This window comes from Treponema sp. SP13 (assembly GCF_050938355.1).
Classification (GTDB): domain Bacteria; phylum Spirochaetota; class Spirochaetia; order Treponematales; family Treponemataceae; genus Treponema_D; species Treponema_D socranskii.
In genome coordinates this window covers 64,194-81,333 of sequence record NZ_JADOVM010000003.1, presented here as the reverse complement: position 1 = coordinate 81,333, position 17,140 = coordinate 64,194, and the positions used below count along the sequence as shown (strand labels likewise).

Annotated in this window: 24 protein-coding genes and 1 pseudogene; 8 read left to right on the top strand and 17 right to left on the bottom strand. The window is 46.6% G+C overall.

Translation table 11 applies throughout. The features are described 5' to 3' along the window. Both oppB and IZU26_RS06630 read right to left on the bottom strand, forming a co-directional pair. Positions 1-930, bottom strand: a complete 930-nt coding sequence (gene oppB / locus IZU26_RS06635) for an oligopeptide ABC transporter permease OppB (protein WP_433277735.1) — start codon at positions 928-930, stop codon at positions 1-3. 118 nt (positions 931-1,048) lie between these two features. Beyond that, positions 1,049-2,632 (bottom strand): peptide ABC transporter substrate-binding protein, encoded by a 1,584-nt coding sequence (locus IZU26_RS06630; RefSeq protein WP_433277733.1) that lies wholly within the window; start codon positions 2,630-2,632, stop codon positions 1,049-1,051. Between the two features lie 157 nt (positions 2,633-2,789). On the opposite strand from IZU26_RS06630, the gene IZU26_RS06625 reads away from it, so the two are divergent. After that, on the top strand, positions 2,790-3,752 hold the full coding sequence (locus IZU26_RS06625) for an ROK family protein (RefSeq protein WP_433277731.1): 963 nt from the start codon (positions 2,790-2,792) through the stop codon (positions 3,750-3,752). Positions 3,753-3,858: 106 nt separating this feature from the next. On the opposite strand, the gene IZU26_RS06620 is transcribed toward IZU26_RS06625, so the two are convergent. The 15 genes from IZU26_RS06620 to IZU26_RS06550 all read right to left on the bottom strand — a co-directional run bounded on the left by IZU26_RS06620 (position 3,859) and on the right by IZU26_RS06550 (position 12,482). Further along, positions 3,859-4,137 carry a helix-turn-helix transcriptional regulator gene (locus IZU26_RS06620; protein WP_433277729.1) on the bottom strand — a complete coding sequence of 93 codons (279 nt, stop codon included), beginning with the start codon at positions 4,135-4,137 and terminating at the stop codon, positions 3,859-3,861. 10 nt (positions 4,138-4,147) lie between these two features. Then, complete coding sequence (locus IZU26_RS06615; RefSeq protein ID WP_433277727.1) at positions 4,148-4,684, bottom strand: hypothetical protein; 537 nt, start codon at positions 4,682-4,684, stop codon at positions 4,148-4,150. 22 nt (positions 4,685-4,706) lie between these two features. Next, positions 4,707-5,009, bottom strand: coding sequence for a hypothetical protein (locus IZU26_RS06610; RefSeq protein WP_433277725.1), 303 nt, complete (start codon positions 5,007-5,009; stop codon positions 4,707-4,709). Positions 5,010-5,094: 85 nt separating this feature from the next. After that, positions 5,095-5,913: a DNA-methyltransferase gene (locus IZU26_RS06605; RefSeq protein WP_433277723.1), complete on the bottom strand. Its 819-nt coding sequence runs from the start codon at positions 5,911-5,913 to the stop codon at positions 5,095-5,097. Between the two features lie 16 nt (positions 5,914-5,929). Then, positions 5,930-6,292, bottom strand: coding sequence for a hypothetical protein (locus tag IZU26_RS06600; protein ID WP_433277721.1), 363 nt, complete (start codon positions 6,290-6,292; stop codon positions 5,930-5,932). Next, positions 6,292-6,795, bottom strand: coding sequence for a phage protein GemA/Gp16 family protein (locus tag IZU26_RS06595; protein ID WP_433277719.1), 504 nt, complete (start codon positions 6,793-6,795; stop codon positions 6,292-6,294). The genes IZU26_RS06600 and IZU26_RS06595 overlap by 1 nt, the downstream gene beginning before the upstream one ends. Next, the gene (locus IZU26_RS06590; RefSeq protein WP_433277717.1) at positions 6,788-7,183 is read right to left on the bottom strand and encodes a hypothetical protein; all 396 of its coding nucleotides are present in this window, start codon (positions 7,181-7,183) and stop codon (positions 6,788-6,790) included. The genes IZU26_RS06595 and IZU26_RS06590 overlap by 8 nt, the downstream gene beginning before the upstream one ends. A 29-nt stretch (positions 7,184-7,212) precedes the next feature. Next, positions 7,213-8,100 carry an AAA family ATPase gene (locus IZU26_RS06585; RefSeq protein WP_433277715.1) on the bottom strand — a complete coding sequence of 296 codons (888 nt, stop codon included), beginning with the start codon at positions 8,098-8,100 and terminating at the stop codon, positions 7,213-7,215. A gap of 18 nt (positions 8,101-8,118) precedes the next feature. Continuing rightward, positions 8,119-10,092, bottom strand: a complete 1,974-nt coding sequence (locus IZU26_RS06580) for a DNA-binding domain-containing protein (protein ID WP_433277714.1) — start codon at positions 10,090-10,092, stop codon at positions 8,119-8,121. A 2-nt stretch (positions 10,093-10,094) separates the two neighbouring features. Continuing rightward, entirely contained in the window at positions 10,095-10,880 is a 786-nt protein-coding gene (locus IZU26_RS06575; protein ID WP_433277713.1) for a hypothetical protein, read from the bottom strand. A 67-nt stretch (positions 10,881-10,947) separates the two neighbouring features. Continuing rightward, positions 10,948-11,430, bottom strand: a complete 483-nt coding sequence (locus tag IZU26_RS06570) for a host-nuclease inhibitor Gam family protein (RefSeq protein ID WP_433277712.1) — start codon at positions 11,428-11,430, stop codon at positions 10,948-10,950. 20 nt (positions 11,431-11,450) lie between these two features. Next, positions 11,451-11,729 (bottom strand): hypothetical protein, encoded by a 279-nt coding sequence (locus tag IZU26_RS06565; protein WP_433277710.1) that lies wholly within the window; start codon positions 11,727-11,729, stop codon positions 11,451-11,453. Next, the gene (locus tag IZU26_RS06560) at positions 11,710-11,895 is read right to left on the bottom strand and encodes a hypothetical protein (protein ID WP_433277708.1); all 186 of its coding nucleotides are present in this window, start codon (positions 11,893-11,895) and stop codon (positions 11,710-11,712) included. Before IZU26_RS06560 ends, IZU26_RS06565 begins: the two co-directional genes overlap by 20 nt. A gap of 9 nt (positions 11,896-11,904) precedes the next feature. After that, positions 11,905-12,204, bottom strand: a complete 300-nt coding sequence (locus IZU26_RS06555; RefSeq protein WP_433277707.1) for a hypothetical protein — start codon at positions 12,202-12,204, stop codon at positions 11,905-11,907. Then, positions 12,201-12,482: a hypothetical protein gene (locus IZU26_RS06550; RefSeq protein WP_433277705.1), complete on the bottom strand. Its 282-nt coding sequence runs from the start codon at positions 12,480-12,482 to the stop codon at positions 12,201-12,203. Before IZU26_RS06550 ends, IZU26_RS06555 begins: the two co-directional genes overlap by 4 nt. A 167-nt stretch (positions 12,483-12,649) precedes the next feature. Here IZU26_RS06550 and IZU26_RS06545 point away from each other — a divergent pair. The 7 genes and pseudogenes from IZU26_RS06545 to IZU26_RS06515 form a co-directional block, all read left to right on the top strand. Beyond that, positions 12,650-12,838, top strand: a pseudogene (locus IZU26_RS06545) (helix-turn-helix domain-containing protein); the annotation flags it as partial. A 12-nt stretch (positions 12,839-12,850) separates the two neighbouring features. After that, positions 12,851-13,336, top strand: coding sequence for a S24 family peptidase (locus IZU26_RS06540; protein ID WP_433278133.1), 486 nt, complete (start codon positions 12,851-12,853; stop codon positions 13,334-13,336). 63 nt (positions 13,337-13,399) lie between these two features. Further along, positions 13,400-14,044 carry a hypothetical protein gene (locus IZU26_RS06535; RefSeq protein ID WP_433277703.1) on the top strand — a complete coding sequence of 215 codons (645 nt, stop codon included), beginning with the start codon at positions 13,400-13,402 and terminating at the stop codon, positions 14,042-14,044. A gap of 117 nt (positions 14,045-14,161) precedes the next feature. Then, positions 14,162-15,067 (top strand): hypothetical protein, encoded by a 906-nt coding sequence (locus tag IZU26_RS06530; protein WP_433277701.1) that lies wholly within the window; start codon positions 14,162-14,164, stop codon positions 15,065-15,067. A gap of 590 nt (positions 15,068-15,657) precedes the next feature. Continuing rightward, positions 15,658-16,302, top strand: a complete 645-nt coding sequence (locus tag IZU26_RS06525) for a hypothetical protein (RefSeq protein WP_433277700.1) — start codon at positions 15,658-15,660, stop codon at positions 16,300-16,302. A gap of 26 nt (positions 16,303-16,328) precedes the next feature. After that, positions 16,329-16,697: a hypothetical protein gene (locus IZU26_RS06520; RefSeq protein ID WP_433277698.1), complete on the top strand. Its 369-nt coding sequence runs from the start codon at positions 16,329-16,331 to the stop codon at positions 16,695-16,697. Beyond that, the gene (locus IZU26_RS06515) at positions 16,690-17,118 is read left to right on the top strand and encodes a hypothetical protein (protein WP_433277696.1); all 429 of its coding nucleotides are present in this window, start codon (positions 16,690-16,692) and stop codon (positions 17,116-17,118) included. Before IZU26_RS06520 ends, IZU26_RS06515 begins: the two co-directional genes overlap by 8 nt. Positions 17,119-17,140 lie beyond the last annotated feature (22 nt).

The window sequence follows — 17,140 nt, the reverse complement described above, 5'->3', positions numbered from 1 at the left end:
TTATTTATAAGAGATTCTCGGATCGAGGAATCCGTACAAAATATCGACGATAAGGTTCATGAGAATGAGGATTCCCGAATATACGATGACAGTGCCGAGGATGAGCGTATAATCGCGGTTGAGCGCCGATTTAACAAAAAAATTTCCGATACCCGGCACGAGGAACACTTGTTCGACGACAACCGAGCCGGTAACGATGCCTGCAAACGCGGGGCCGAGATAGCTTACGACCGGAAGCAGTGCACCCTTGAGCACGTGCTTTACCATGACGACTGAATTTTTCAAACCCTTTGCGCGGGCGGTACGCACGTAATCGGAACGCAGCGTTTCGAGCACGCTCGCACGAGTCAAGCGCGCGATCGACGCAAAGCGCGGAAGCGCGAGCGTAAAAGCCGGCATAATGAGGGTTTTCCAGCCGTAGCGCCCCGTAATCCAGCCGGACGTCGGAAGCCACTTGAGCGTAAGCGCAAAAACAAACACCGCGACCGGCCCTACGACGAACAGCGGCACCGAAAGTCCTACGCTCGCAAAGGACATCGTCGTGTAATCGACCCACGTGTTTTGTTTTACCGCGGAAATGAGTCCAAACGTAATACCGAACAGCATCGCAAGCGCGAGGGCGATGATGCCGAGAACAAGCGAATTCGGCATGCTCGAACCGATCAGCTGATTGACCGTAAAATCTTTATTTTTAAACGACGGCCCCAAATCGCCGTGGAGGACATTGCCGACATAGCGCAGGTACTGTTTAAACAGCGGTTCATCCATGTGATATTGCTTTTCGAGATTGGCGAGAATTTCCGGAGGTACTTTTTTTTCACTCGCAAACGGACCGCCCGGCGCAAGCCGAGTGATAAAAAAACTCAGAGTTATGATAACGAAAAGCGTCGGAATGAGCCCCAGCAAACGTTTTATAATAAATTTTACCATATACAGTACTCCGGCATAAAAAAACGGAACAGCCGTTTTAGGCCGTTCCGTTTATTGTACCAGAAAATTATATTTTCTGCAATTTATTTTTGAATTTATTTCAGAACGTTCACACCTTTTATTTTTTCGGTTTTATCCCTACATACGAATGAATATCGAGGACGTTCGAGTACCAGCCTTCCCATTTATTCAAATCGATAAGACACTGCGAAACGTAGATGTACATCGGGATAACCGCCGCATCGCGTGCGATTGCAATCGACTCCGCTTTTTCAAGCACTTTCATGCGCGCAGCTCCCGCCGGCATACGAGCGGCGTCACTGACGAGCTTATCGAATTCGGGAACGTTGTAGCGTCCGTCGTTGTTTCCGCTGCCTGTTGTCAAAAGTTCGAGGAAGTTCGACGGATCTTTGTAGTCGCCGATCCACCCTGCGCGCGCGATTTCAAAGTCGTTCGCCTGCCGCTTTGTCAGGAACGAATTCCATTCCATGTTCTGCAGTTCGACGTCGATGCCGAGATTTTTCTTCCACTGCTGCTGCACCCATTCGGCGGTTTTTTTGTGCTTTTCGTTTGTATTGAAAATATACGTGAGTACCGGAAAGCCCTTGCCGTCGGGGTAACCCGCTTCCGCAAGCAATTTTTTAGCGCCGACCGCATCGAACGAAAATCCCTTCGGCGGCGTATAACCCGCCATTTCGGGAACGAAGGTACCGGTCGCCATTTCTCCGCCCTTCGTTACTTTTTCAACGAGTTCTTTCGTATCGAGGGCGAGGATGAGCGCTTTGCGCACGCGGACGTCTTTGAGCGTTTTATTGTTTACGTTGAAAAACGCATAATACGAACCGAGGTACGGCGCACACTGGTAATCGTCGCGGAGCGCAACTTCGTCGATTAAATCCGGCGGAATATGGGCGCTCGACGAGTTCCAATCGATTTCGCCGTTTTTATATTTGTTGTACGACGTAACGCTGTCTTCGATCGGCAAAAACGTAATGCGCGACAAAAATATATTCTCTTTGTTCCAATACTTATCGTTCGGTACAACGGTAAGCTTATCCTGCGGCACCCACGATTCGAGTACAAAAGGACCGTTGCCGACGAAGTTTTCTTTTTTAATCCATTCGGAACCGTATTTTTCTATGGCATGCATCGGAAGCGGCGCGAACGCATAGTGCGCCATCATATCGATCGCATAGGGGACAGGTCCCACGAGCGTCACTTCGAACGTATAATCGTCGACGGCACGGATTCCGACGGAAGTTTCGGGCGCTTTTCCTTCGTTGTATTCTTTCGCACCTTTAATAACCAACGCCGGCATATACGCGTAGACGGCTGCCGTTTTCGGCGACATATAATAGAGCCACGAATCGACAAAGGTTTTCGCCGTAATCGGCGTACCGTCGCTCCACGTCGTTTTACGCAGATGGAACGTCACAACGGTGTTGTCCGCACTGCGCTCCCAGCTTTCCGCAACGCCCGGAACGGCTTCGCATGTTTTAACGTCGTAGCCGACAAGCCCTTCGAACAGCGCCAAATAAATACGATGTTCGGGCACGCCTTCGATCTGCGTCGGGTCGATCGACTGCGGTTCGGCACCGTTGCTGATAGTAAACTCGGCACCTGAAGCGCTTTTTTTACCGCACGCCGAAAAACACAGCACGGCGGCACAGAGCGCAAGAACCCATACCGATAGCTTTTTCATATAACCTCCATAAAAACTTTTGCGAATGTATTGTACAAAGTATTCGGTTAAATGTCGAGAAAAAAAATGCTCTCCGTCGGATTTTTTGAAATGCGAAATTCGTGCGGCCATATCGGCCGGTATATAACGATTTTTCTTTTTACGCTATATTCTACCTATGAACGATTACATCGGATTCGATATCGGCGGAACGAAATGCGCGGTCGTCGCCGCACGTGCTGACTGGGCGAACGATGCGTGTACGATTGTCGCACGGAAGCAGATCGCGACCGAACGTGTGCCGTGGCAAAAAACGCTCGACGCGCTTATCGCTGCGGCAAAAAGCATCATCGCCGAATATTCGCTGCATCCGGCGGCGGCAGGTATCAGCTGCGGCGGCCCGCTCGACGAAAAGGCGGGGCTTGTCATGTCACCGCCGAATCTTCCCGGTTGGGATGCGGTTCCCGTCACGGAGTATATTTCCGAACGGCTTTCCATTCCCGCATTTTTGCAAAACGATGCAAACGCGTGTACCGTCGCCGAGTGGAAATTCGGTGCGGGAAAAGGTACGCGCAACCTCATATTTTTGACCTTCGGAACGGGACTCGGAGCAGGGCTCATCCTCGACGGCCGGCTCTACGAAGGTGCGAACGGACTCGCAGGAGAAGCAGGGCATATCAGGCTCGCCGAAAACGGCCCGCTCGGTTACGGAAAGTTCGGATCGTTTGAAGGATTTTGTTCCGGAGGCGGCATCGCGCGTCTCGGTCGATCGATGGTGTCGGATGCAAAAAAATCGGGCGAACGATCGGTACTGCTCGCCGTGCCGGACGAAACACTCACGGCAAAAACGATCGCAGAAGCTGCCGATTCGGGAGACAAGCTCGCACGGCGCATCTACGCGCGCTCCGGGGAATACCTCGGACGCGGACTCGCGCTTTTAATCGATTTATTAAATCCCGAATGCATCGTCATCGGAAGCATATTTGCGCGCTCGGAAAATCTTTTGCGCCCTTCGATGGAGCTCGCCGTAGAAAGAGAAGCGCTCGAAGTTCCGCGAAAAAGCTGCCGCATCGTACCCGCCGCACTCGAAAACGCCATCGGCGACTATGCGGCGATTGCAGCCGCTTGCAAAAACGGATAAACGAAGTGTGCCGATCCGTACAACTGCTATCAATTCCAAAAAAAATTGACAATTTATTATAGTAAAAACTGATGTTTTTTGTGGTCTTTTTCGGGGTATTTTGGGGCTATTCGGGTTTATTTTGTTCTTTTTCTTGCGGATAATCGGGTAATATAATGTCATTTGCCAAGTAATTTTGCTGTATGTATTTTATAACATCGGAGCGAAGATAAACAGGATCTTCTCCTGTGATTTTTATGGGAATAAATCGCCCAGAGGCGAGCAATCGTGAAACCGAGGCAGCTGAAACTCCCAGTGCAACGGCAATTTCTGCCGGTGACATAAGTGCCGGTATACGAGGAAAATAATCAAAATTTACGTCATTAATCTGCTGCTCGTTTTCCATTTACTTTTCATTATCCCTGTATTTTGATTACGTAAAATTTAATAACCCATACATCGGGATTGCTGTTCCAATCACAATCTTTTTTATCTTTTATACTTTGCCACGTCTTAAAAAATCCGACACGGTAACTTTTCTTTATACGCAAGTCTCCGTTTGGAAAACGTGCGGCCAGCGATAAAGGCATCTGCTTGAGATCGAAAAGATTGTACGGTTCGGCACCTTCCGCTTTCGCGTCTGCTTCAGTTATATCCTGTAATTTTTCCTTATGTATCGCATCCACTTCTAAAAATATGCGTGCTGCTATTTTCGGCATAAAAATAGCCGGATGCCAATCGAAATTAAAATCCGATTCCGTGCAGTTGTCATAGATGGAATCGGCGCGATAAAGATACGATCCATCGCAGACAGGTGCCCATGTTTCACGAACATATAGCGTATCGCCGGAGTGAAATGGAAGTTTATCATTCTTTGCGATACGTCTTGTTTGTGTCTTTGTACCTGTAACAATTGCCCTTACCATTTCGATATTAAATAAAATGGGTTTCATATCGGTTCTCCTTTTCGTTTTCTTAATCCATGAGTGCCTTGATGTCCGTTTGCGTTACGCCCATGCTGATGAGCAGCAGAGTACAGTAGCCGATAATATCTGCAACATCATTAATACGCGGTGTATTGTCCGTGTTAGTCATAATGCGGCCAAGTTTATCGTCAAGCCTAATCAGGATCGAATTTCGAGCATCGCCTTTATAAAAAATCTTTTTCGGATTGAGTGCTGAATCTCCATATCTTCGATTCTTATACAGCAGCAAGTCTCGTATCGCTTCCGTGAGTTCGGCAATCTTTTGTTGTGTCGGCATAGTATCTGTATTCATTTTTTATTCCTTTTATATTCTTGCTTTCGTATATCCTTAATAGTCATTTTTATTTTAGCCGTATTAGAAAACTCATTTTTTCAATCTACCCCGCCGCTTCACGGAATAAATCCTGCTTGCTTTCTGCAAGCGCAGTTTTAATGCGGTTTTCGGCAATCGCAAAATAGTTATCGTCAAGTTCCATGCCTATAAACCTACGGTCGGTATTGATACATGCAACACCGGTCGTACCGGAGCCCATACAATTATCAAGAACGGTATGCTGTTCTTTCGTATACGTTTTTATTAAATATTCCAGTAATGCTATCGGTTTTTGCGTCGGGTGATTTACCTTCTCGTGGGAATTGCTTACGACTGCCGGAAAAGTAAGAATGTTACTTGGGTATTTATAATCTGCATCAAAGCTATACCAATCACGCGGTTCGTATTGCGTCGCAAAACACACTTCACGAGAATTATTTCCGATTGTTCTCCATTGTTTACTTTTCCCTCTTTGTGCTTGACGCACGCGGTCTGATATTCTCGGCTGCATTTGCGGAGTGTATATGTTTTTTCCGTATGAAAAAACAATGATGTCTTCGCTATATTTAAGATGCATCCGTTTCGCATTTCCTATACTGCTTGGTCTGTGTTTTTGCCATGTTAATTTTTCACGCAACATTTTTTTATTGCTACAAATCAATTCGCTGGTAAAAGGTTCGCTTCCAAAAATAATAATAACTCCGCTTTGTTTCAAAATACGTGTATACTGTTTCCACATTAAGTCAAAAGGAATCGGTATATCCCAATCGCATTTTGTTGTTCCATACGGCGGATCGGTTATAATTGCGTCTACACTTGCGTCCGGTATCTTCGGTAAAAGCTCGATGCAATCGCCGTGCAGTAATTTTATTCTGTTATTCATTTCAGTCCTCCTGTTATCACCCTGCTTTTTTGAGCTGCAGATCGGTCTGTTTGCGGCTCTTATGCGGAAGCGAATCGAGCCACTGCTGAAAATATCTGTCAATATCGTCGGCCGGATCGATTAAATATTCCGCAAGCGACCACCACGGCACCCGTACTGTTGTCAGGATATGTGCGGCATCGAGGCGGTAGAGATGAACTGCCGTCTGTATTTCATCGTAACTCATGTGGCAGATGCCGGCCGCTTCCTGCAAGGTATACATATATTTCGCACCGAGACGCGCAAGCGTTACGACAGATTCGATTTTATCCTGCCGCTCGCTTTCGGTGAGCGGTGCGCGATATTGATTTATATCCGGGAACAAATCAAACCTTGCCATTACCTGCCTCCTGAATGTTTTTTGTTTTCGTTGCGTTCGATGGACGAGAGGAATCCCATAACGCGACGGAGTTCTCTGTCTGTACATTCGGCGAGCGACGGCTTTTGCAGTTTCATTTGAATAAATTTTTGCAGTCGGGCGGCCGCATGAACACCGAGTATCTTTTTTGCTCGGGTGTCGACAGCATCGCGAAGCGTAGTTTTATACGCAGACGGAAAAAACCGATACGGTGTTTTACCACGTGATAAAAGTACGTTATTCAGCGCATTGAATACGGTAAACAGTTCGCCCATCGTGCAATCGGTACAGCTTTCGTGTGAGGTTTCTCCGGCGAGTATCGCACGATACGCCTCGTCGTCAAGATGCAGATCTTTTTTCTGCATGTGGATCATTGCGAGCAGTTTCGATCGATTATCATTCGATTTCATCCTATAATTATTTTTTTTAATCATTGAAACCGGAGCCTGTTGTTCCTGTGCATCCTCCATATATTGTTTATCCATTAGTCTTCTCCTGTTCTTTTTCGTGCAACTCTTGAAACTCATCTTCAAGCTGTTCCATATCGTAATCGTCCACGCCGCATCTCTCAGCAAACTCTTTTGTAATACCTGCGTTTTCAAGCACTTCAACGATTTCCGCTCCGGATGCTATCTCTGCAAGCGCAAGACAAATACCGCACACCATATATTCATCTCGAATCCTTTTTTGTATTTTTACTTGCTGTTGAACGGCATCATAAAATCCTTTTGCACCCATCGCTGTTAGCGCTCCGACAGCATTTGAAAAAATATCATCGTTGTTGTTGATCCATTCTTCTAAATATTGGACCGTATACAAAGCGCTATTCAGATTTTTGACAATCGCTTTTTCTTTTGAAGTTAATTTTTTCATACCTTAATTCTCCTATGTTCTTTCTATGTTTATGCGGCGCAGAGTACGTCGAGCATTTTCTCGGTGACGGTTGTAAGGCGCGATGCCTTTGCCATTTTTGCGAGTGCGATTGAATCGTTGACGATGGAACGGAAGCCGCCGGCTGCATGGCGGGCAAGCGTTTCGGCTGTCTTTCTGTCGATTTCGATGCCGGCGGCGGCTTGATAATAAGCAGCAACGTCGACCGCGCGAGCAGGCTCAAAGAGGACGATCGGTTTTCTGATCCGCGAGCGAAGACGCGGTATACGGTCGGTTTTTGCTTTGAGGCCTTCTTCTCCGACGAGGAGAAACGGCAATCTGCATCGTTCGTTTATGCCACGGAGCATTTCAAGATATTGCACGGGAAGTTTGTCAGCTTCGTCGATAATGATGAGTCGTCTCGTGTATTTGCACGCTTCGTCGAGCGTCGTAAGGCAGGACGAAAAGCTGTACGGCCGCGCGTGAGCGATCGCATCGCAGATGTCGCGGAGCAACTGTACCTTCGTACTGCCGTCCACATAGAGCACATACGCCGTGTTTTCATTCTGCTGAACGTACCATGTCGCGGCGTGTGTTTTTCCGCGTTCGGCCGTACCGATCGCCATGCCGATTGAAGAGGAAAGCGTACCATCGGGATCCGAGAGATCGTCTGCGAGCGCGGTAAAGTTGCTTACGCTTTTCGTTGCGACGAGTATGTTGGTGTCAATCGCAAACGTTTGTGCTATACTGTCGGTGTAGCCGAGCTGTTTCAAAGTTGCGATGAATTCGCTTTCTTTCTGCTCCCAGCTGGGGTAGTTGTGCGAGCAGATTTTTACGATTTGTGATTTGTCCACTTTGAGCAGCGAGGCTGCTTTTCCCATCGTGAGTCCGTTGTTTTCAATCAGTGCTTTTAAAGTCATCGTGTTCTCCTTGTAAAATTAATTTGCGTTTATTCGCAATAATGCACCGAAGTAGTTTTTATCCTGTTCGGTCATTGTCTGTTCATAGCGATATTTAAAATCGACGTCGTCTTTTGTAAGACGATCGCCCGATGTAAAACGGGTAAGTATATCTTCATAGCGGTCACGCTCGGTCATAAACACCGACGCGGTACGCGCTTTGGCAAGCGGCTCGCTTGCGATGATGCTCGCGACATTTTTGCTCCATTCCTCATCGCTCATAGCGGATTCAGTATTTTTCGGTTTTATGGCGGCAGGCGGAATGACATTCTCCGGCACTTTGTATTCGATTTGCGCTGCGGCAGCTTCGGCAAGTGCTTCGGCTTTTTTATATTCGCCGTATTTGCTGTCCGTGAGTACTCGAATATTTTTATCTTTTGTCTTTTCTTCGAACGCCGCGACGACGGCCGCCATTTGCCGCTTTTTCCACGCGAGCTGTTCCGATGCTTTTCGGTTGTCGAACATATCGATTTTTTCGACGGGGCGAAGCGCGATTGCGTTATTGGTGTCCGGTTCGATTGCGAAAACGCCGAGATCAATATTGTCGGGATCGTAGCGAAGTTCGATTTTTTTGCGGCTGTATGCGGTAAGCGTGCCGCGATTTTCAAGCACCATCTCTTTGGTAAGCTCCGGCCCTATATACTCGCGGCCGAAAAGCGTTACACGATCGCCCTTTACCGTTGCAAAGGCACGTTCCATAAAAAGATAGCTCTCATCGCTTTTACTGATATATGTCGGTCTCCAGCCTGCGACAGTTTTTTGCCTGAGATACTCGCGCGGCGATACGCCGAGCGTCGTGTGCTTACGATTTTCGTATGTATCGATTGCGCGGAGTGCGGATTTAATAAAATCATCGTAGGGCAAAATGTAGCCGTGCTTCTTTTGCCAATCGAGCCGCTTTTGCGCCTCCTCTTCTTCCGGCGCGCTCATGCCGACTTCTTTGACATAACCGGGTAAACACATATCAAGCAATATTTGCTCGAGTGTCGAAAAAAATCGCTCGATCGGTTTTGTCTTTGCGTTCTTTACCCGCGCAAAGATACGCCGGTGTTTTGCATGCCACTCTGCGCGATTTCGGGCGACATCGACGACGGCGCCGTCGGTATCTTCTACGACATATCGTCCGTTATCCGACTGATACAGATCCGCCTCATCGAGAAATCGGACTCCGTAGCTTTGCAGACGAGCGACAATTTCGTCGGCGATATCCGATTTTTCCGACGTACCGTTATCGTTATAGGTACTGCCGAATTTACCGAATCGGTTGATGCCGACGCGGAGCGCACGCAGAACCGTATGCGAACTGTAGTGTTTATCGAAGCTCACACCGTAAACGATACGGGTACCCATATCGAGCCAGAGGTAACATTCGACGCGGATGTACTCGGTCGTATCCGTGGTTCTGCCGGGTACCGAGCACCAAAAATCGAATCGATGCTGATCGCCGACGATGAGCTCGAACGGCTGTAATTTCGAGAGGTCGCGGGAGATATAGAACATATTGTCGAGGGCACGCCTGCCGCCGCGGGCAAGCATGAGCATCGCAGGCGATATTTTCCGTGCATGGATATACGCCGACTGTTCGCTTCCGATTTTCCATCCTTCAGCTTGCGCTTTTTCGCGCGTTACGTTATATGCGTTCCGCACCGTACAATCGCCGACTTGCGATTTTGCCGCAAGATAGAAGTTCGTAAAGAAGCGGAGCGCTTCGTCATCCCATGCGTAAATGTACCGTCCTTGTTTTCGTTCCGGCTGTGTAAAGCGTCCCGTTTCCATACGTTTTATGTAGCGCGCGACGGTTTCCGACGAAATACCGAATTCTTCGGCGATTTCGCGGTAGACGGTACACTTTTTTTTGAGCGGATCGCGCCGCATATAGCGGTCGTAGACGGCGCATCGGAGCGGGTGTTTTTTATCCGGTTGTATCGGAAAAAACACATCGCTGACATTCATATTCATGCTTCTTTTTCCCCGCAATCGAACGACTCCATTTCGTTTTCCATTAAAGCAAGTTCGTTGATAATGTCGCGGATTTTAAGTCCGAGATTGTAAGCGGCGGCAAGCCGTATACCCGGCTCTTCAAAAGAACTGAAATAATGAGAGACTGATTCGAAAATTTCGAATTGCGCATGCGTTTGCTCTTTTGAAGCAAGTGAAAATCGCGTAAACTGTTTGGCATTCGCCATCGCTTCGGCAAAATAATCGCGGTCGCTTTTACGTGTCCAGCGGATTTGATTTTTTCCCCATTTTTCCGCAAGTTCGCTGAAACGCCGATTTTCGGAACGCTTTCGGAATTCCCGTTCGTCCGCTTCCGTCCATCCGGCAGGACGATCTCCCGTTTCCATAGCGTGGGCAATACGTGTTTCCGACGCGCTCATCAGTTTCGGCGTGTTCGCCCGTTTTTGTGCGAGCAGTTCTTCCGGCGTGCGAACGCGATCGTCTTTCGGATCATATAAGCGCATGTACAGCATTGCCGTCGCACGGCTCATGCCGATGTCATCGCAAAAAGACGAAAACGAATAGGTGTTCGCATTTTCACTTTTGCGGTCGCCGCCGAGTCGCGCAAGTGCCGTATGCGCGATGAATAAAATCTTCGAAAGCTCCGCCGCGCTTTTTTGATAATTTTTTACGAACGGTTTTGCCGCGCTTACTGCGGCTTTGTATTTCCATTGCTCGACTTCGCGCTCGAACGGAAACGCTTGTGCTGCCGGTGTCTTTTCCGGCGCGATTTTATTTGCCATTGTTTATCTCCTTGTTAATTGTTGTGTCGGCCGATACCGACATCCGGGGTGTACCGGCCGACAGACGTTATGCTGCGTTTTCGGGAATTGCCCTTTCAGCCGCCGTGCAGTAGAATGTTTCTTTGCCGGGCGTTAAGCTGATATGGAATTTCTTCTGCTGGGCAGCGTCGAAATTTTTCAAAGCAGCTTTCACCGGCGTTTTTTCTATCTTTACGCAATTCGCAAAACCCGCCGCAATGAGCAAATCCGCGGTGTCGGGTTTGACTTCAACTTTTGCGGGACTCTGACGATAGCCGATCGTTCCGTTAATGAAATCGCGGCTTTTTTTGCCTTCGTCATACAATTCAGATCTGTGTTCGTCCGAGTAGCATTTCAGATTTTCAAGCAATTTTTCCCGCTGTTCCGTAAGACCTGCGGATGCGCTTTCGGCCTTCGCCTTTACCTCATTGATCGCCTTTACCGCATCGTTATTGATCGTGCTGATTTCGGCGTCGAGCTGCGCAATCACTTTGATTGTCGCTTCGACATCTTTTAAGTTTTTGATTTTCATAGAAAACCTCCTATTATTTTTCAGGCAGCATCGCCGCCCGTATCATTGCCGCGCAAAGAAACGAGCCGGATTGTTTTTCCGTCGTTTTTATTTCCGTCGATTATGTCCTCAATCGCCGCGGTCATATCGGCGGGGGTGAAGCCGAGCCGATGCAGTAAAAGCAGGCAGCCCGCCGCACTAAGCTGCAATCCGTCCCGCGTCATATTTTTAACCGCGTACAGCGCTTTATCCGCGTTCATGTCGTGCGCGGGGCTGTCCATATACGGCGGTTTTCGTCCGTTAAGCCATACCCGCGACATGCCGTCCCTCCTGCGATTCGATCGCCATTGCCGCACACCGGTAAACGTTCCGCCAGAACGCATACAGCGGTGCATCGTAGCGGAAGCGCACCATGTTATGTATGGCACGTTGTTGCATGGTGTGCGGCGAGGTGATCTTCCCGCCGTACTTTTTCTTTACTTCCATAATTCCTCCTCATGCGGCGCCTTTGGCACGCAAGTTCGTTACAAGTGAATTCCAGCTTTTATAGCCGAGAATGTCCGCGATCACTTTTTCAATACGCTTTGAATGTTTTTGCCCCGCAAGCACTTGAGTTACTGTCGAGCAGCTGCAATTAAGCTGCCACGCTATAGCAACCAAACTCTTCCCTTTAAGCCGCAATCGGTATTTGATATACAACCCCTGCTCGCGGGTAATATTCATAGAGAACACCCGTTCTTTTTCCCGCCGTTTTTTGCCGCGAGCGATAATTGCGGCAAGCTGTTTTTCAGTCATACAGAACTCCCCTGTTCGGCAATCATTTTCGCCATGTCCGAAAGGAAAAGCGCCGGATCCTGCCCCGTAATTTCGATACCGCCGCCATATTTGCCGCCGATAAAGAGCCCGACGTTCCGAATTTCCCACGGGCGGTCGACTGCAAGCGGGCGGCCGTCCGTGCCGATATTTTCATAGAATATGACATCGGTCGGACGACAGCCGTACGTCCGAGCAGCAAACTCGTTTACCGCGAGAACGGCCGCTTCATAAGCTTTATCCGGATATGCCTCATTCATCTTTTTTCCTCCTGTAACCGATAATTTTTACAAGCTAATTTGTTAGCCTTACAGTGTCAAAACTAAACAGTCAAAAGCTAACTTATTAGCCTATATAGATAATAGGATATATCCGAGTTTTTGTCAAGATATATCCGAATAAATTTTTATAAAAATAGGATGTATCCATGTATTTAGAAGAACGTATCAATGACATAAAAAGAGAACTGAACGTAAATAATAAGCAATTAGAAGAAAGACTTGGGCTTTCGAATGGCTATATAGGCGATATCGAGAATGGGAAAAATAAAAATCCAAGTAAAATTATTACCGCTTTATATGAAATACTCCGTATATCGCCAAGTTGGATTTATTCCGGCGAAGGCGAAATGTTTTTATCTACAGGAACGGCAGTCGCGCCTGTACACGCGAAAATTCCGCTTTTGCGGCAGACGGTTTCGTGCGGGCGCGGGCAATCGTGGGAAGACGTCGATGCGGTCGAAGACTATATCGAGCCGCTTGCGCTTATACCGTCGGCAAAGAACGCAAAAATATATGCGTTTCGCGTACGGGGCACGAGTATGGTCGGAGCGGGTATAAACGACGGCGATATTATCCTTTTCGACGCAAAAGAAACGGATATGTTGAGGGATGATCTTTACGTGTTTGCACTGGAAGGAAATGTCTACTGCAAACTGCTGAAATTCGATTCGATCGGGCGCAAGATATCGATATATTCGGTACATACGAAAGAACTGCGGGACGCGGAGCTTTTGAAAACGCTGGATGCCGATAAACCCGAAACGGCGGATACATTCCATATTTTCGGGCGGGTGTTTGCGTGGATACAGGAAAACCGGCTCATGTGGCGATGACGTGGAAAATATTTGTTGCAGGAAACGCGGAGCGGTAGTAAAATAAAGGGAAGGAGTAATGTAATGAAGAAAAGTATTATGCTTATTTGTGTTGTTCTTTTCGGGAGCTTTTTGTTTGCGCAGGAAAAGAAACCTATTTCGTATTTGGGGATCGGAGCGGATTTTCCGGTCTTGTGGGAATTTGCAGACAATGGCGATTCCGATTACACGGCAATAGGCTTGAATTTCAATACTGCATATATTACAAAGTCGAACGTCGGTTTTATTTTCAATCTATCGCTCAACTTTCCGCAAACTATCCACTCAAAAATCGGCGGTACGACATATACGCTTACAAGCAGCGATTATAAAGTTTGGATGAATGACGAAATGTCTTTCGGCGTTTTGTATTATTTTTTGCATACGGATCGTTTTTACGTCGGCGCAGGGCCGATAATTGCTGGTACGATCTATATTGTTAATGATAAAAATAACACTGCATCGATGTACGGCGTCAGTATGGGTATGGGTTTTAATCTAAATGGTTTGTTTCGCATTAACGATAAAATCGGCATTACCGGCGGTTTAATAGGTCTATATAATTTTGCCACATTCGGAACAATGAAAACCGCAATATCTACCCAATCACTGACTGGTAAACTGACGCAGTTTGAGCTTAATCCGTATATAGGCTTGGCGATATCATTACCGGCAGAGCCGCGGCGGTAAGAAATAAAAATCAATAAAAAATGTCGGAAACGCTTTTAGCTGTCATCATCGGCGGCGCGATAAGCGCCGCAAAATAAAAAGTATAATATCTTTAAACTATGTAAGGAGATAGTCAAATTGCCAAGTACTCATGATCCGTCGGTTCGCCGAACAATTCGATATGGCGTTCTAAATGCACGGTATAAAAATACCCCTGTAGATATCTCTACTGTTTTTACTGAGATCGATAAACTGAGTTTTTCAAACGATGATCGATATCTTGCGATGTCTGATGGAGTTCGGCTTGAAGTATTATTGAACAGGCCTTCTATGCCCATAAGGGGCATGATAGGTGATTCTCGGATGAAAGAATTGCCGATGATTGAAACAAAAGGAAAACTGGATAAACTTAATCTACGACGAGGCAGCGGACTATTCGATGCAACTCATTTTGTAATAATCAACAATAAGAATAACATCCCGATTATTGGATACGAATATAATATTAGGGCGCCACGAATCAATCGTTTGCAAGAATATATTTTGATAAAGTTTCCGGAGGTTGTAGATTTTTTTGCTATTGAACCGATAAACGATAAAGATATTAATAAGGTACTAAAAGAAATACAAGAACCTACAAAATTCACAATAAAGGCACATAACTCCTGTTCGATGCTCGATCTTGACAAGAATCTTGCAGATGTATTTTCTTCCGCAAGGAAGGTTTCGAACTGCGACTATATCACGATAGGCTTTTCGAGAAAGCGAGGTAGAAAGGAACCGATTGATTTTGCAAACTATAATAACATTGCGGGTTTTATAGGCAGTCATAATGCAAGTCTTATTGAATCATTTAAGATTACCTACAAGAATGCACAGGGAGAAAATGAAGATATAGAACTTCTCGATTTATTTTTACATGACAAGGCAAGCGTGCCAACATTGACAGAAGATTCTCGGTTTGTTGACTCCCAGAAACTTTACGAAATTATCAATAGCTATATAATGAAGCGAAAGGTAATTTTAGACGGAATAAAAATATGAACAGGATCAAGGAAATTATAAAAAAATATTTTCTCTTATTTGATTTTATTGTTTGCGTCATAATTTTATTGGTTTGGTTGTTTCTCACTAAATATTTTAACCTAAATATTTTTTCCCTTCTGACATTAACTAATAGATTAAAGGATATTTATACAGCGATATTTAATACGGCAATTACTATCTTTGGCTTCCTCCTGACAAGCATAAGTATTTTATTCGCCTTTCTTGAGAATAAAAAACTTGAATTCTTCAAAGAAACAAAACACGCTGAAACTATGTTCTCTGTTTTTTTTCATGCCGTTATCTGTTCCGGAATATTAGCGCTTATTTCATTCGTAACATTCTTTATAAGCAATGAATTACTTTTTTGGGTAATTATGTTTAATCTCATTCTATTAATTGCAAGAATTATCCGTGTTATTTGGATATTAAAAAATCTTGCCTATATGATTATAAAACTTTAATTAATAATTTATCGTTCTCAAGCTATTTACCCCTGTTTTGCAGGGGCTTTTTTATTTTCATACACTCATCTCCAGCTTTGCCGTTTCATTGTTTTCTCTTGTTACACTTGATAACCGGAGGCAACGATGAAAAATAATAATTCTCTCGGAAAACCGTACTACTCCCAGCGCAACAACGTCTTAAAACCGGAGGGCGCGTGCAATGTAACGGCGATGGTCTCGGCGCTTTCGGCGGCGGGCTGGCCTGTCGAAAAGTTTTCGGATGAAAAATATAAACAGCCGGAAGATGCGCTCATGCACTTTATTCTTGCCGACCCGATAATCGATCGGGAATGGCACCGTATCGATCCGCCTTCTCGTTATGCACCGAACGAGTGGCATTCTCTGCTTGCAATGGGTGCGAATATGCTGCTTCGAAAGTGTAAACTGCTTGCCCCGTACGAGACGGCTGTTATCTTCGGCGAAAATCGACGCCTTGGGGACTTTACGGCGGCGCTCGATGCGGGCGGTGCAGCTGTCGCATCGGGATTGTTTGCAACACAAAACGGGCGCGTACTGGGACACGTCGTTTCGGTCGTCGGCTACAAAAAAGATGCCGGCGGAAAGCTCGCCTCTTTTATCATCGATGATCCGTGGGGCGATTATCGTACGAAATACGCAAACACAAACGGCGACGACATCGAAATGCCGATCGCGGACTTTATGCAGATTATGAAGCCGCGCAATGCGGAGCATAAATTCGGACACATTGTAGAAGCGTATACGGCATAAATTATTCATTATTTTCGGGAGGTTATATGTTCGACTTTGCAATTATGGGGATATGGTGTGCGGGTGCGGTCATCGTCGTGGGCGTGATGCAATGGGTGAAAGGATTTGCCGCACAAACGATACAGCGTGTCATTCCGTCGTGGGTGTGGTCGCTCATTTTGCCGCTTTGCGCGATCGGCGCTTCGGCGGCGTTTTCTTTTAAGCAGAATGGCGGAAGTTTGATTTGGAACGCGCTTGGTATCTGGGCGGTATCGCAACTCGGTTACGAAGTTATTGTAAAAAGTGTCGTTGAAAATCTTCTTTCCGGCGGAAAACGAAGGGTAACGCCGGACGATACTATAAACAATTCGGAATCGAAGGATGCAATAGCGTTCAGCGAGGCGGCTCATGTATGAAACGATTAAAAAAAATGTGCTGCGTGTTTTTGTATGCGCTCTTTGCTTTAGTGCCGGCGTTATCGCAGGAGAGTGTCACGCTCACTTCGGCGCAGATAACGGAGATACGGAACGAGCTAAACGTTATGAGGCAGCAAATACACATGCTCAAGAGCTTGCAGAGCGCGCAGGAAGCGAACTCGAGCGAGCTGGAGAAGAAATGCACGTTGCTCGAGAACGCATTGACGGAAGCATTACAGTCGTTGGAGAAGTCAGAGCAATCGGTGATACAATCACAAAAAACAGTACAGACGCTCAAGGAGCAGCTGGAAGAATTGAGGAAGGAATATCGCGCATTGGCGAAATCATCAGCGATGCGGAAAAAGCTCGTTCGGGGGCTTACGGTAACGATAGCGATCGTCGCGGGTATAGCGATCACTGAGGGTGTCATCATTTTAGCACAG